At 71.0% G+C, this 14,472-nt stretch carries 15 protein-coding genes and 1 pseudogene; 12 read left to right on the top strand and 4 right to left on the bottom strand.

Annotation, left to right across the window (positions count from 1 at the left end):
• From ABZ911_RS20480 to ABZ911_RS20500, 5 genes are read left to right on the top strand one after another with little or no spacing between them, the layout of a single operon-like run.
• Positions 1-1,080, top strand: coding sequence for an amino acid ABC transporter permease (locus tag ABZ911_RS20480; RefSeq protein ID WP_358057711.1), 1,080 nt, complete (start codon positions 1-3; stop codon positions 1,078-1,080).
• Positions 1,081-1,091: 11 nt separating this feature from the next.
• On the top strand, positions 1,092-1,841 hold the full coding sequence (locus ABZ911_RS20485; RefSeq protein ID WP_358057714.1) for an amino acid ABC transporter ATP-binding protein: 750 nt from the start codon (positions 1,092-1,094) through the stop codon (positions 1,839-1,841).
• Between the two features lie 32 nt (positions 1,842-1,873).
• Positions 1,874-2,620 (top strand): acetoacetate decarboxylase family protein, encoded by a 747-nt coding sequence (locus ABZ911_RS20490; protein WP_358057717.1) that lies wholly within the window; start codon positions 1,874-1,876, stop codon positions 2,618-2,620.
• Positions 2,621-2,673: 53 nt separating this feature from the next.
• Positions 2,674-3,366 carry a GntR family transcriptional regulator gene (locus ABZ911_RS20495; protein WP_358057720.1) on the top strand — a complete coding sequence of 231 codons (693 nt, stop codon included), beginning with the start codon at positions 2,674-2,676 and terminating at the stop codon, positions 3,364-3,366.
• A 6-nt stretch (positions 3,367-3,372) separates the two neighbouring features.
• Positions 3,373-4,143: a glucose 1-dehydrogenase gene (locus ABZ911_RS20500; protein WP_358057723.1), complete on the top strand. Its 771-nt coding sequence runs from the start codon at positions 3,373-3,375 to the stop codon at positions 4,141-4,143.
• A 26-nt stretch (positions 4,144-4,169) separates the two neighbouring features.
• On the opposite strand, the gene ABZ911_RS20505 is transcribed toward ABZ911_RS20500, so the two are convergent.
• On the bottom strand, positions 4,170-4,775 hold the full coding sequence (locus ABZ911_RS20505; RefSeq protein WP_358057726.1) for a hypothetical protein: 606 nt from the start codon (positions 4,773-4,775) through the stop codon (positions 4,170-4,172).
• A gap of 182 nt (positions 4,776-4,957) precedes the next feature.
• Here ABZ911_RS20505 and gap point away from each other — a divergent pair, with 182 nt between their 5' ends.
• The 5 genes from gap to ABZ911_RS20530 all read left to right on the top strand — a co-directional run bounded on the left by gap (position 4,958) and on the right by ABZ911_RS20530 (position 8,672).
• A complete protein-coding gene (gene gap / locus ABZ911_RS20510) occupies positions 4,958-5,962 on the top strand; it encodes a type I glyceraldehyde-3-phosphate dehydrogenase (RefSeq protein WP_358057729.1) in 1,005 nt (334 codons plus the stop codon).
• Positions 5,962-7,155 carry a phosphoglycerate kinase gene (locus ABZ911_RS20515; RefSeq protein WP_358057732.1) on the top strand — a complete coding sequence of 398 codons (1,194 nt, stop codon included), beginning with the start codon at positions 5,962-5,964 and terminating at the stop codon, positions 7,153-7,155. The genes gap and ABZ911_RS20515 overlap by 1 nt, the downstream gene beginning before the upstream one ends.
• Entirely contained in the window at positions 7,152-7,928 is a 777-nt protein-coding gene (tpiA, locus tag ABZ911_RS20520) for a triose-phosphate isomerase (protein WP_358057735.1), read from the top strand. Before ABZ911_RS20515 ends, tpiA begins: the two co-directional genes overlap by 4 nt.
• 99 nt (positions 7,929-8,027) lie before the next feature.
• The gene (gene secG / locus ABZ911_RS20525; protein ID WP_358057738.1) at positions 8,028-8,258 is read left to right on the top strand and encodes a preprotein translocase subunit SecG; all 231 of its coding nucleotides are present in this window, start codon (positions 8,028-8,030) and stop codon (positions 8,256-8,258) included.
• A gap of 69 nt (positions 8,259-8,327) precedes the next feature.
• Entirely contained in the window at positions 8,328-8,672 is a 345-nt protein-coding gene (locus ABZ911_RS20530; RefSeq protein ID WP_358057741.1) for an RNA polymerase-binding protein RbpA, read from the top strand.
• A gap of 226 nt (positions 8,673-8,898) precedes the next feature.
• On the opposite strand, the gene ABZ911_RS20535 is transcribed toward ABZ911_RS20530, so the two are convergent.
• Positions 8,899-10,503 carry an amidohydrolase gene (locus tag ABZ911_RS20535; protein ID WP_358057744.1) on the bottom strand — a complete coding sequence of 535 codons (1,605 nt, stop codon included), beginning with the start codon at positions 10,501-10,503 and terminating at the stop codon, positions 8,899-8,901.
• A gap of 9 nt (positions 10,504-10,512) precedes the next feature.
• Positions 10,513-11,913 (bottom strand): FAD-binding oxidoreductase, encoded by a 1,401-nt coding sequence (locus tag ABZ911_RS20540; RefSeq protein WP_358057747.1) that lies wholly within the window; start codon positions 11,911-11,913, stop codon positions 10,513-10,515.
• A gap of 119 nt (positions 11,914-12,032) precedes the next feature.
• Between ABZ911_RS20540 and ABZ911_RS20545 the strand changes: the two genes are divergently transcribed.
• Positions 12,033-13,055 carry a GNAT family N-acetyltransferase gene (locus ABZ911_RS20545; protein WP_358057750.1) on the top strand — a complete coding sequence of 341 codons (1,023 nt, stop codon included), beginning with the start codon at positions 12,033-12,035 and terminating at the stop codon, positions 13,053-13,055.
• Positions 13,056-13,220: 165 nt separating this feature from the next.
• On the opposite strand, the pseudogene ABZ911_RS20550 reads toward ABZ911_RS20545, so the two are convergent.
• A pseudogene (locus tag ABZ911_RS20550) lies at positions 13,221-13,637 on the bottom strand (Clp protease N-terminal domain-containing protein); the annotation flags it as partial.
• A gap of 73 nt (positions 13,638-13,710) precedes the next feature.
• On the opposite strand from ABZ911_RS20550, the gene ABZ911_RS20555 reads away from it, so the two are divergent.
• On the top strand, positions 13,711-14,463 hold the full coding sequence (locus ABZ911_RS20555) for a hypothetical protein (RefSeq protein WP_358057753.1): 753 nt from the start codon (positions 13,711-13,713) through the stop codon (positions 14,461-14,463).
• Positions 14,464-14,472 lie beyond the last annotated feature (9 nt).

Genomic DNA, 14,472 nt, shown 5'->3' on the forward strand with positions numbered 1-14,472 from the left:
ATGAAAGTCGAGCTGTCAGGCCCCATGGCCGCCAGCACGGTCGCGCCGGGCCCCTCTAGGCCGCTGAGCACCAAGTCCTACCTGGGCGGCGCCGCGGTGCTCGCGCTGCTGACCGTCGTGCTGTGCTACCAGTTGTCCGGCGCCGTCCTCGACGAGGGGCAGGCGCTGCGCCTGGCCCTCGGGGTCGCCCTGCCGGTGCTGCTCGTCGGCGGCCCGCTGCTGGCGGCCTACCGCCACAGCGCGCTCTCCGAGCGCGACTGGAACGCCGGCAAGTACGTCGAGGCCCGCGAGGCCGCCGCGCGCTCGCGCAACGCCTCGGTCGCCTCCTTCGGCCTGAGCGGCTTCGTCGCGGTCGTCGCGCTGGTCGCCCTGCTGGTCTTCACCAACGACGGCGCCGTGCAGAAGACGTTCCTGAACGTCGAGTTCATGGTCCGCAGCCTCGCCGACATCGGCACGGCGCTGCTGGTGAACATCAAGATCGCGCTGGGCGCGCAGGTGCTCGCGATGGCCTTCGGCCTGGTGCTGGCCATCGGCAGGCTGCTGCCGGGCAAGGGCTTCTGGCCGGTCCGCGCGCTGTCGATCGCCTACATCGACGTCTTCCGCGGCATCCCGTCCGTGGTGCTGATCTACCTGGTCTGCTTCGGACTGCCGCTCACCGAGGTGCCGATCCTGAGCGAGGGCGACCCGGTCGTGTACGCGATCGTGGCGCTGGCCCTCACCTACAGCGCCTACAACGCAGAGCTGTACCGGTCGGGCATCGAGTCCATCAACAAGGGCCAGACCTCCGCGGCCCTGTCGATGGGCCTGTCGCAGCCCGACGTGATGAGGTTCGTGATCATGCCGCAGATGGCGCGGAACATCGCGGCCCCGATGCTGAGCACGTTCATCGGCCTGCAGAAGGACACCGCGCTGGTCATCGTCGTCGGCATCATCGACGCCTTCAGCCAGGCGAAGATCTACTCGGCCAACGACTTCAACCTGTCCGCGGTGACGGCCGTGTGCTTCGTCTTCGTCCTGATCACGATCCCGCAGACGCGGCTGGTCGACTACATGCTCGCCCGCTCGGGCTCGAAGAAGTAAGGGGGCAGCCGATGGCGACCGCATACGTGGAGCTGGAGCAGGTCACCAAGTCCTACGGCGACCACAAGGTCCTCGACCGGGTCGACCTGAGTGTCGGCCGGCACGAGGTGGTGACCCTGATCGGCGCGTCCGGCTCGGGCAAGTCGACCCTGCTGCGCTGCGTCAACGGCCTGGAGGCGATCCAGGGCGGCCGCATCTCGCTGAACGGCGACGTCATCTCCGGCGAGGGCGTCGACCTGGTCAGGCTGCGCCGCCGCGTCGGGATCGTCTTCCAGAGCTTCAACCTGTTCCCGCACATGAGCGTGCTGCGCAACTGCACCCTCACCCCGATCCGGGCCAAGGTCGCGAACAAGGCGCAGGCCGAGGCCGACGCCCGCGTCATGCTGGCCCGGGTGGGCCTGAAGGACAAGGTCGACGCCTACCCCGACCAGCTGTCCGGCGGCCAGCAGCAGCGCGTGGCCATCGCCCGCGCCATGCTGATGCGGCCCGAGGTGCTGCTGCTCGACGAGATCACCTCCGCGCTCGACCCGGAGCTGGTCATCGAGGTCCTCAACCTGGTCCGCGAGCTGGCCGGTGACGGCATCACGATGATGATGACCACGCACGAGATGTCCTTCGCCCGCGAGATCTCCTCCTCGATCTGCTTCCTGCACAAGGGCACGATCCTGGAGCAGGGACGGCCCGAGGAGATCTTCGACGCGCCGCGCTCGCCCGAGCTGAAGACCTTCCTGCGAAAGATCCACGAGGCGGGCCGGGACTGAGCCCGCCCCTTCTTCACCCTGAGGAATTCCCCATGAAGCAGAACTACGACGTCAAGAACTTCTTCACCTACCTCGGCTACCCGAGTGGCGACCAGCCGTACTGGTGTGAGAACCTGCGCACTCTGTCGGTCTACTGCCAGGGCGACGCGGCCAACCTTGAGGCGCTGCTCGAGCCCACGCCGTTCGAGCTGGCCGACGACCGGTTCGTGGTGCAGATCGCCGACTTCGGCAACACGACGGCGGGCGCCTTCTACGACTCGGGTGTGGTGATCCCGGTCCGCTACCAGGACCATGTGGGCGTGAACTACTACTTCGAGTTCGAGGACCAGCCGTGGAGCGTGGCCTTCGGCCGTGAGGTGTGGGGCTACCCCAAGCACTTCGGCGAGGTCGAGTTGGCCGACAGCGCGGAGAAGGTGGCCGGGCGGGTGACCAGGGCCGGTGAGATGATCTTCAGCATCTCCATGACGCCCGAGGACGGCCACTCCAACCAGGCGTGGGCGGACATGAGCATGTACCCGCACCTGCAGGTCCACGCGCTGCCCGAGGCCAACGGCCCCGGCTTCAAGACCTTCGAGATCGTCTCGCGCGACACCTCCAAGGACTTCAAGCTGAAGAGCAAGGTCTTCGGCCCGGCCGCCGCCGAGTTCGGCCCCTCCCTCGCGGTGAACGGCGTCCAGCTCAAGGTGGTAGAGATCTTGGGGGGCGAGTACTCCGTCGGCGACTACGCCTGCACCGTCGAGAACGGCATCTCCACCGTGATCGACGACCTGCTGGCCTGATGCCCGGCGCGGCCCCGCCCTCTGATCGTCCCCCGCTGAGAGGTCGTGTGAAAATGAGTCCCGCCCCTGTCGCCGGCGAGGCGAGATCCGGCAGAGCCGAGGTCTCGGCCGCGAACCTGCTCAGCGAGTCGGCCACCGCCGCCCTGCGCACCCGGCTGGTCCGCTGCGAGATCATGCCGGGGGAGCGGCTCAGCGAGCCGGAGCTGCGGGCCACCCTCGGCTTCGGCACCTCGCCGGTGCGCGAGGCGATCCGCCGCCTGGAGTTCGAGAAGCTGGTCGTGATCTACCCGCGCAGCGGCACCTACGCCACCGACATCGCGCTCAAGGACTCACGCTCGGTCACCGAGCTGCGCCTGGAGATCGAGGCGCTGGCCGCGGCACTGGCCTGCCAGCGGGGCTCGCGGGCGGAGAAGGAGCGGCTGGCCGAGCTCGCCGAGCGGCAGCACGAAACCGACGACCTGCAGGAGTGCATCGACCTCGACGCCGCCTTCCACCGCAGCATGTATCGGATGACCCGCAACGACTACCTGACCACCACCGCGGAGATCCACTTCAACCTGGCGCTGCGCCAGTGGTACTTCTGCTCCAAGGAGGTGGAGACCCCCGACTGGACGGGCGTCGACCACCGGGGGCTGGCCGCCGCGATCGCGGCCGGCGACCCGGAGGCGGCGGGGCGGCACATCCGCGAGCACGTGCTGCACGACTCCCACCAGGTCGTCACCATCCTCACCAACTACGGCTTGTAGGAAGACATGCGCAACCTCTTCTCGCTCGACGGACTGACGGCCCTGGTCACCGGGGCGGCCGGTGGGCTGGGCCGGGCCCAGAGCCTGGCCCTCGGCGCCGCCGGAGCGCGCGTCGTCGCCTCCGACCTGACCGCCGAGGCGGCCGGGCGGGCCTGCGACGAACTGTCCGAGGCCGGCGTCGCGAACCTGCCGCTGGTGCTCGACGTGACCTCGGTGGCCGACGTCGACCGCGCCTTCGGCGAACTGGACGCCGCCGGCGTGCGGGTGGACATCCTGGTCAACAACGCGGGCGTGTCGCTGCGCAACAGCGCGCTGGAGGCCACGCCGGAGGAGTTCGACACCACGCTGGCGGTCAACCTGCGCGGCACCTACCTGATGGCTCAGCGGGCCGCGCGCCGGATGCGCGAGCAGGGCGGCGGCTGCGTCGTCAACCTCTCGTCGATCGGCGGCCTGGTCGTCGACGGCGAGCGCTCCTCGGTGTACGACGCGTCCAAGGCGGCCGTCGTCCAGGTCACCAAGAACATGGCCTACGAGTGGGGCCGGTACGGCATCCGGGTCAACTCCATCGCGCCCGGCTACATGCGCACCGCGATGACCGCCGACCTGCTGCCCTCCCCGGAGGCCGAGGAGCGGCTGATCGACCGGCACATCCCGCTCGGCCGGGTGGGCGAGCCCGGCGACCTGGCCGGCGCGGTGGTCTTCCTGGCCTCACCCGCCGCCTCCTACGTCACCGGCCACACCCTCACGGTCGACGGCGGCTGGGTCATCGCGATGTAGCCCGTTCCAGCGGGCGCGGGCGCCGCTCAGCCGTCGCGGTCCGTCTTCGGCAGGAAGGCGTCGCCCGTCGGCGTGGCCTGCTCGCGGGGCCGTACCGGCTCGAAGGCCGAGCGGTACTCCGGCTCGGCGGGTGTCTCCGGCTCGGCCGAGGGCACGGTGGCTCGCGCCCGCCTGGCCGCGCGCACGCGCGTGGCCACGAGCAGCAGGGCGACCAGCGCGGCCGTGCCCGCGAACACCGCGGGCTGCCGGTACCCGGAGGTGGCGAGGTCCGAGAGGGCCTCGGGGAGCCGGTCGATCGTCCCGGACAGGTCGATCACCGGCCGCTCGTCGTGGTCGTAGACCAGCGTGGCGAGGAACGCGACGGCGCCGACGGCGATCCCCAGCGCCGCGTACAGGGCCGCGAGCAGTGGCAGCAGCAGGCTCGCGGGCCTGGCCGCCCGCATGGCCAGGCCCACGAGCAGGCCGGTGACCAGGCCGAGCGCGCAGCCGAGAGGGTAGCCGCCGCCCACGTTCCCGAGGGCGGGCATGATCGTCGCCGCGTACAGCGCCCCCGCGAACACGACCGAGCAGAGCACCATCGCGACGAAGCCCGTCACCAGCCCGGCGAGCAGGCCGGATCTTCGCTCTCGCACCACAACCCCCAGAGATTCCCCGTACTTACTCTGACGAGTCGGGCACTTTACTGGAACTGGGCAAACTATGGATGTCGATCACCCAAAAAGAGGGCGGGACCTGAAGTGGTCTAAACCAATTTGGGTCCGATAGGGTTCGGTTGAGGATCCAGCCCGCCACCACGCATGAGGAGATCGGTTCCGTGAGCATCCGCGTAGGCGTCAACGGCTTCGGCCGCATCGGCCGCAACTTCTGGCGCGCGGTCGCCGCCAGCGGCAAGGACATCGAGATCGTCGCGGTCAACGACCTGACCGACAACGCGACGCTCGCGCACCTGCTGAAGTACGACAGCATCCTCGGCCGCCTGCCGTACGAGGTGAAGGCGACCGCCGACGAGATCGTCGTCGACGGCAAGGCCATCAAGGCCTTCGCCGAGCGCGACCCCGCCAAGCTCCCCTGGGGCGACCTGGGCGTCGACGTGGTGGTCGAGTCGACGGGCTTCTTCACCGACGCCAACAAGGCCAAGGTGCACGCCGACAACGGCGCCAAGAAGGTCATCATCTCCGCCCCGGCGAAGAACGAGGACGTCACGATCGTCATGGGTGTCAACCACGACACCTACGACCCGGCCAACCACACGGTCATCTCCAACGCCTCCTGCACGACCAACTGCCTGGCCCCGCTGGCGAAGGTGCTCAACGACTCCTTCGGCATCGAGAAGGGTCTGATGACCACCATCCACGCCTACACCCAGGACCAGAACCTGCAGGACGGCCCGCACAGCGACCTGCGCCGCGCCCGCGCCGCCGCGCTCAACGTGGTGCCCACCTCCACCGGCGCCGCCAAGGCGATCGGCCTGGTGCTGCCGGAGCTGAAGGGCAAGCTGGACGGCTTCGCGATGCGCGTGCCGATCCCCACCGGCTCGGCCACCGACCTCACCGTCGAGGTCCGGCGCGATGTCACCGTCGACGAGGTCAAGGCCGCCTACAAGGCCGCCGCCGACGGCCCGCTCAAGGGCTACCTCACCTACACCGAGGACGAGATCGTCTCCTCCGACATCGTCACCGACCCGGCCTCCTGCATCTTCGACGCCGGCCTGACCAAGGTCATCGGCAACCAGGTCAAGGTCATCGGCTGGTACGACAACGAGTGGGGCTACTCCAACCGCCTGGTCGACCTCATCGAGCTGGTGGGCGCGGACCTCTGATGCGCGGGCTCGACGATCTCGACGTCAAGGGTCGGCGCGTCCTGGTGCGCGTCGACCTCAACGTCCCCCTCGACGGGGAGACGATCACCGACGACGGCCGGATCAGGGCGTCGGTGCCGACGATCAAGGCGCTCGCCGAGCGCGGCGCCAGGGTCGTCGTCTGCGCCCACCTGGGCCGTCCCAAGGGCAAGCCGAACCCGGCGTTCTCCCTCAGGCCGGTCGCGGCCAGGCTGAGCGAGCTGCTCGGGACCGAGGTGGCCTTCGCCACCGACGTGGTGGGCCCCAGCGCCCAGCAGGCCGTGGCCGCGCTCGGCGACGGCGGGGTGGCCCTCCTGGAGAACCTGCGCTTCGAGCCGGGCGAGGAGTCCAAGGACGACGACGAGCGCGCCGCGTTCGCCGGCAGGCTGGCGAGCCTCGCCGAGCTGTACGTCGGCGACGGCTTCGGCGCCGTGCACCGCAGGCACGCCAGCGTCTACGACGTGCCCAAGCTGCTGCCGCACGCGGCGGGCGGGCTGGTGCTGGCCGAGGTCCAGGTGCTCAAGAAGCTCACCGAGAACCCCGAGCGGCCCTACGTGGTCGTGCTGGGCGGCGCCAAGGTCTCCGACAAGCTCGGCGTCATCGCCAACCTGCTGACCAAGGTCGACCGGCTGCTCATCGGCGGCGGCATGGCCTACACCTTCCTGGCGGCCCAGGGCCACGAGGTCGGCGGTTCGCTGCTCCAGGCCGACCAGCTCGACCAGGTGCGCGGCTTCCTCAACGAGGCGGCCAAGCGCGGCGTCGACCTGGTGCTGCCGGTCGACGTGCTGGCCGCCACGCACTTCGCGGCCGACGCGGCGTACGACGTCGTCGACGCCACCGCGATCCCCGCCGACCGGCAGGGACTCGACATCGGCCCCCGGACCCGGGAACTGTTCGCGACCAAGCTCGCCGACGCGCGCACGGTCTTCTGGAACGGCCCGATGGGCGTCTTCGAGTTCGAGGCGTTCGCCGAGGGCACCAGGGCGGTCGCCGAGGCGCTGATCCGCAGCGAGGCCTTCACCGTGGTGGGCGGAGGCGACTCGGCGGCGGCCGTACGGCAGCTCGGTCTTCCCGAGGAGGGGTTCTCGCACATCTCCACCGGTGGGGGCGCCAGCCTCGAGTATCTCGAAGGCAAGACCCTGCCGGGTCTGGCCGCCCTGGAGGAGGAAGCGTGAGAAAGCCGCTCATCGCCGGCAACTGGAAGATGAACCTCAACCACCTTGAGGCCATCGCGCTGGTCCAGAGAATGGCGTTCGCGCTGGACGGCAAGGACTTCGATCGGGTCGAGGTGGCCGTCCTGCCGCCGTTCACCGACCTGCGCAGCGTGCAGGCATTGGTCCTGGGCGACAAGCTGCGCGTCGTGTACGGCGCGCAGGACCTGTCCCCCTTCGACGGCGGCGCCTACACCGGCGAGGTCTCCGGCGTGATGCTCGCCAAGCTCGGCTGCACCTACGTCACGGTCGGGCACTCCGAGCGCCGGCAGTACCACCGCGAGGACGACGCCCTGGTCAACACCAAGGTGCGGGCCGCCTACCGCAACTCCCTGACACCCATCCTGTGCGTCGGGGAGGGCCTGGAGGTGCGCCAGGCGGGCGGGCAGGTCGCCCACAGCATCGCGCAACTCGACGGCGCGCTGCGCGAAGTGACCGCCGAGCAGGCACAATCGATAGTGGTGGCCTACGAACCGGTCTGGGCGATCGGCACCGGCGAGGTGGCCACTCCGCAGGACGCCCAGGAGGTCTGCGCGGCGCTGCGAGCGCGACTCGCGGAGCTGTACGACGCCGAGGTGGCCGCCGCGGTGCGTATCCTTTACGGTGGCTCGGTCAAGTCTGACAACATCGCCGGGATCATGGCTCAACCCGATGTCGACGGCGCGCTCGTAGGCGGTGCCAGCATCGACGCAGGGGAGTTCGTCAAGATCTGTCGTTTCGGCGAAATGTCCGGCTAACTGGAGCGTTCAGGGGGTGCGACTTGACACCAGGTCGTACCCTCAAGAAGCAGGTTTGAATCGTCACGCTGTCGAGAGCATTGAAAGAACAGGTCTACGGTGACAATCGGAATCTCCATCGCCCTCATTCTGGCGAGCTTGCTGATGATCCTGCTCGTCCTGCTCCACAAGGGCAAGGGCGGCGGTCTGTCGGACATGTTCGGTGGCGGTTTCTCATCGAACTTCGGCGGTTCCTCGGTGGTGGAGCGCAACCTCGACCGACTGACCATCATCACCGGTGTCGTATGGTTCGTCTGCATCATCGCCCTCGGCCTGCTGCTCAAGCCCTGACCAGCGAGCATGGCGTGACAGTGATTCTCCCCCCGCTTCTCGCGGGGCGATCGAGCGAGGAGTTCATCCGTGGGTAGTGGCAACGCGATCCGTGGCAGCCGTGTCGGCGCCGGCCCGATGGGGGAGGCCGAGCGCGGCGAGGCAGCTCCGAGAGTGCGGGTCTCGTTCTGGTGCGCCAACATGCACGAGACGCGCCCCAGCTTCGCCAGCGACGCGGCGGTCCCCGAGCTGTGGGACTGCCCGCGATGCGGCCTCCCGGCCGGCCAGGACGAGTCGGCCCCGCCGGCTCCGCCGCGCAACGAGCCGTACAAGACGCACCTGGCGTACGTGAAGGAGCGCCGGAGCGACAAGGACGGCAAGGCCATCCTGGAGGAGGCGCTCGAACGCCTGCGCAACAACAAGTCGCCCTGGTAGAACCTCGCCCCATGCCCTCGCGGTCGTCACCGCGAGGGCATCGTGCTGTCCGGCCCCGCGGGTTCCCCAGGGACGACCGCTGGCTTCCGCCCGGTGTCCTCGGCCAGCCGCTGCCACCAGGCCGCCAGCGGCGCTCCCACGGCCTTCCCGGGTACGGCCGGCAGGTCGGATGTGCCGAGGGTAGGCCGGGGGTGCGCGATCCGGTGAAGCGGATCGCGCACCCTGCTCAGCGCTGGTGGACCGCCTGGCCATCGACGAAGGTCAGGCGGACGCCGGTGGTCCAGATGTCCTTCTCGGGCAGGGTGTACGGGTCGGCGTCGAGGACGGCCAGGTCGGCGGGGCGGCCCGGTTCGATGACGCCCGCGGGGGAGCGGTTGACCCAGGCGGAGCCCGCCGTGTAGGCGGTCATCGCGGTCGCCAGGTCGACGCGCTGGCCGGGCAGGAACGGGGTCTGGGCGGTCGGGTAGCCGGCGTGGACGGAGCTGCCCGGCTCGGTACGGTTGACGGCCACGTGCATGCCCTGGATCGGGTCGGCGTTGGAGACCGGCCAGTCGCTGCCCGCGCAGAAACGCGTCCCGTGCCGCAGCAGGTCGGCGAAGGGGTACTGCCAGGCGGTGCGCTCCTCGCCGAGGAACGGGATGGTCAGCTCGTCCATCTGCGCGTGGTGCGTCGCCCACAGCGGCTGCAGGTTGGCCGTCACGCCCAGCGCGGCGAAGCGCGGCACGTCCGAAGGCTCGATGATCTGCAGGTGCGCGATGTGGTGCCGGTTGGCGGGCGAGGTGCCCTCGAAGCTGTCCAGCGCCTCGCGCACGGCCCGCTCACCGATCGCGTGGAAGTGCACCTGGAACCCGTGCCGGTCCAACTCGGCGACGTAGCCGTTCAGGGCGATCGGGTCGATGTAGGACAGGCCGGTGCCGCCGCACCGGCAGTACGGCTCCAGCACCGCCGCCGTGAAGTTCTCCGCGATCCCGTCCTGCATGATCTTCACCGCGCCCGCCCTGAACCGGTCGAGCCCCTCGGCCGAGGCCCGGCGCTCCAGCAGCTCCTCGATCTGCTCGGCGCCGCGGGTGCGGTCCCACCACAGCGCGCCCACGACGCGCGCCCTGAGCCGCCCGGAGCGGGCCGCCGACAGGTAGGTGGGCAGCTGGTCGTCGGACCCGGCGTAGGAGCCGACGATCGCGTCCTGCCAGCCGGTGACGCCCAGCGAGAACAGGTACGCCTGCGCCTCCTCCAGGGCCTGGTCCAGGTCCTGCGCGGTGGGGCGCGGGGTGAGCAGGCCGACCAGGTCCATGGCGCCCTCGTGCAGCACGCCGGTAGGCGTGCCGTCGGCGTCGCGCTCGATCCGGCCGTCGGCGGGGTCGGGGGTGTCGCGGGTGATCCCGGCCAGCTCCAGCGCGCGGGTGTTGACCCAGGCGGCGTGGTGGTCGCGCTGGATCAGATAGGCGGGCCGGTCGAGGAAGTCGAGCTGCGAGCGGTGCGGCAGCCCACCCGGGAACGCCGTCATGTCCCACCCTCCGCCGTCGATCCACGATTTTTCGGGGAATCGTGTGGCGTAGGCGGCGATGTGGGCCAGGTAGTCGTCGAGGCCGAAGATCTCGGCCAGGTCGCACTTGGCGCGCTCCAGGCCCGCCTGTACCGGGTGGATGTGCGCGTCGGTGACGCCCGGCATCAGCAGGCCGCCGTCGAGGTCCACGGTCTCGTGCGCGGGCGCCTGCCGGGCCAGGTCGCGCTCGGAGCCGACGGCGGCGATCACGCCGTCGCGGACGAGGACGGCCTCGGCGAAGGCGCCGGTCGCGGTGAAGACGCGGCCGCCGCGGAACAGAAGGGTCAAGTCGGGCTCCTAGTGTCCGGTGATGAGGTCGGCGAAACGGGCCAGGACGGAGGTACGGGGCATCGAGCGCTCGCGCGAGTCGGCCATGCGGTACAGCCGGTACATCGAGTGCACGCCCGCCCAGCGCAGCGGCTCCGGCTCCCAGGCGCGCACCTTGCGGCCCACCCAGGGCATCGCGGTCAGCGCGGTCCGCTCGCCCAGGATCAGGTCGCGCAGCGTGCGCCCGGCCAGGTTCGTGGTGGTCACGCCGTGGCCGGTGTAGCCGCCCGCCCAGCCGAGGCCGGTGGCCGGGTCGAGGTGGGTGGTCGAGCACCAGTCGCGCGGCACGCCCAGCACGCCCGACCAGGCGTGGGCGACGCTGGAGGAGGCCGCGGCGGGGAAGAAGTCGACCAGCAGCCGCCAGAGCGCCTCGACGGTCCACTCGTGGGTGTGGCCGCGCGCGTCGACGCGGGAGCCGTACAGGTAGGGGCGGCCTCGGCCGCCGAAGGCGATGCGGTCGTCGGCGGTGCGCTGGGCGTACATGTAGTAGTGCGCCATGTCGCCGAGCAGTTCGGCGTCCTGCCAGCCGACGGCGTCCCAGAAGGAGGCGGGCAGCGGCTCGGTCACGATCATCGAGCTGTTCATCGGCAGCCACTGCCGGCGCAGGCCCTTGAGCTCGGAGGTGAAGCCCTCGGTCGCCCGGATCACGTACGGCGCGGTGACGGTGCCGGTGGCGGTCACGGCCCGGCGCGGGGCGATCTCCAGCACGGGCGTCCGCTCGAAGATCTCCACCCCCAGCTCCCGTACGGCCCGCGCCAGCCCCTGGGCCAGCTTGGCCGGCTGGATCCTGGCGCAGTGCGGGCTCCAGGTCGCCCCGACCGTCCCGGCCACGCGCAGCCGCCGGTCGCGCTCCCCGGCGTCGAGCAGTCGCAGGTCGTCCTCCTCGATGCCCCACTCGCGCGCGCCCCGCACCACCTCGCGCAGCCGGGCCGACTGCGCGCTGTTGCGGGCCACGGTGAGCACGCCGCCCTTGACGATGTCGGCGTCGATGCCCTCCTGGTCGCACACGGCGATCACCTCGTCGATCGAGGCGTACATCTCGCGCTGCAGGCTCTTGGCGGCGTCCGCGCCGTGCGTCCTGGCGTAGCGGGCGTGCGAGCCGGCCAGGTCGCCGGTCAGCCAGCCGCCGTTGCGGCCCGAGGCGCCGAACCCGGCGAACTCCTTCTCCAGGACCACCACGTTCAGCGACGGCCTGGCCCGCTTGAGGTAGTAGGCGGTCCACAGCCCGGTGTAGCCCGCTCCGACGATGACCACGTCGGCCTCGCGGTCGCCGTCGAGGGAGGGGCCAGGGGCGGGGACGCCCGAGGACCGGTACCAGAAGGAGACATCTCCGTTGACGAAGTCCCCAGCCAGGGGAACACGCGTGCTCATAGCCCCATATCCTGCTATATCCGCACAACCGTGCGCATCTCGCCACTAATTTCGTGATGAAACACGATGAGGCTTTTCGCGTAGCACCCCGGAAACAGGTCTCCCGCATTCTTGCAGGTATGGGACTTCTGCGGATCCGCACGACGGTCGACGAGCGCCCCGGCAGGCTGGCCTCTCTGGCGGCGGCCCTGGCCGAGCGGGGCGGCAACATCCTGGGCCTCAGCGTGCACCCTGACCTCGACGGTACGGTCGACGAGTTCGTCGCTGACATCCCGGCCGGCGCGGAGAGCGTACGGCAGGCCCTGGAGTCGGCGGGCGGGCGCCGGGTCCTGGTGGTGCCGGCCACCGCCCACGAGCTGACCGACGAGCCCACCCGCGCCCTGCTGCTGGCCTCGCGCCTGCGCTCGGCGCCCTGGCGGCTGCCCGAACTGCTGGCCGACCTGCTGCGCGCCGACGACGCCCGGTGGGTCTATGGTGAGTCGGTGCGCGATCTCCCCGACCCGACGTGCCTCGTCGTGCCCGTCGCGCCCAGACGTGCCGTCCGGGTCCGCCGCGCCGAGCTGCCCTTCACGCTGACCGAGGCGGCCAGGGCGGCCTCGTTCGTCCGGCTGGCGCAGCCCCCCGCCGACCCGACGGGCGGCGAGCGCCGGGTCACCCTCGCCCGGGGCGAGGAGGTCGTGGTCCGCCCGCTCACCTCGATCTACCGCGAGGCGGTGCGCGACCTGCACGACAGGTGCTCGCCGGAGACCCGGCGCTTCCGCTACTTCACCGCCATGCCCTCGCTGCCGCCGCGCGTCTTCGACCGGCTGTGCGACCGGGGCCGCGGCCGCTCCCTGGTCGCGGGCCACGACGGGCAGGTCGTCGCACTGGCCTCGCTGATGTTCACCCCCGACCCCGGCATCGCCGAGATGGCCTTCCTGGTGGAGGACGGCTGGCAGGGGCTCGGGCTCGGCAAGGAGCTGGCCAGGATGCTGGTGCGCGAGGCGCGCGACCTGGGCTACGCCGAGGTACGGGCCAGCCTGCTGTCGGACAACGCGCGCATGCGCCGTCTGCTGCTCTCCCTGGGTGCCACGCTCGGCTACACCGAGGACCCAGGCGTCGTCGAGGGAAGGCTCGCGGTGGGGGCGATGGAGCGGGTCTGAGCCTCAGGGGTTGCCGAGGTCGTCGGGCGGCGCGCCCATCGCGTCGAGGCGGCGCTCGATCCGGTCCAGGCTGTCCTGGATCTGCTGCAGCCGCTCGGTGATCGGGCTGCCGCCGCCGAAGACCATCTCCCTGGCCCGCTCGCGCGCGCCCTTGCCGACCTTGGCCACCACCTGCTGCCGCACGGCCTCCAGGTCGAGCCCCTGGGCCGCCAGCGCCTGGGCGCCCCGCCCCATGCCCTCCCGTAGGATGCCGAGCAGGATGTGCTCGGTCCCGATGTAGGTGTGCCTGAGCTGCAGCGCCTCGCGCAGGGACAGTTCGAGGATCTTCTTGGCGCGCGGCGTGAACGGGATGTGGCCGCTGGGCTGCCCCGTGCCGGAGCCTGCCTCCCGCTCCACGAACGCCCGCACGGCCGCGCCGTCGACCTCGTACTCGGCGAGCACGAGCCCGGCGATGCCGTCGCCCTCGCGGAGCAGGCCGAGCAGCAGGTGCTCGGTGCCGATGTGGTGGTGGCCGAACGCCCTGGCCTCTTCCTGGGCCAGGACGACGACTCTGCGCGCGCGATCGGTGAAGCGCTCGAACACGGGGGGCCTCCGTTCGAGTGGGCTTGGTTCCACTATGCGCTAGAAACCTGGCGATAGGGGGTAGTTGACATGTGTGGATCTTGACGAGGTCGCAGACCGGCTGTACGCGCTCCCGCCGGCCGAGTTCACCCCGGCGCGCACCGCCGAGGCCAGGGCCGCCAAGGACGCGGGTGAGGCGTCGCTGGCGCGGGAGATAGCCGGGCTGCGCAAACCCACGGTCGCGGCGTGGGCGGTCAACAGGGCCGCCCGCGAGCTGCCCGACGAGATGGGCGAGCTGCTCGCGCTCGGCGAGGAGCTCCGTACGGCCTGGGCCGGGCAGGACGCCGCCGCCCTCGCCGAGCTGACCGGCCGTCGGGGCGTGGTGACCGGCCGCCTGGCCCGGCTGGTCCGCGAGCGGGCCGGCCTGTCGGGCACGGCGGCGGCGGAGGTGGAGCAGACGCTCGACGCGGCCACCGTCGACGCCGGCGCCGCGGCCCAGGTACGGGCGGGCCGCCTGGTCAAGGCACTCAGCTACAGCGGATTCGCGCCCGCGCCCGAGTCCGGGGGGAAGCCCGCGAAACGGGGTGGGGAGAAGGGGAAGGCGGCGAAGCGGGCCGAGGAGGAGCGGAAGGCCCGGGAGCTGCGCGAGGCCACCGCCGCCTACGAGGAGTGGCGTGACGCGCTGGGCGCGGCCGTGCAGGCGCGGGACAAGCGGGCCGGCAAGGTCGCCGTGCTGGAGCGGAAGCTGGCCAAGGCGAGGCGGAAGCTGGCTGAGGCGGACCAGCGGGTCGAGGTGACCAGGCGTGAGGAGAACCACGCCAGGGCCCGCGTGGAGCAGGTGAGATAGAGGAGGATC

It is taken from the genome of Nonomuraea sp. NPDC046570 (genome assembly GCF_040645915.1).
Taxonomy (GTDB): Bacteria; Actinomycetota; Actinomycetes; order Streptosporangiales; family Streptosporangiaceae; genus Nonomuraea.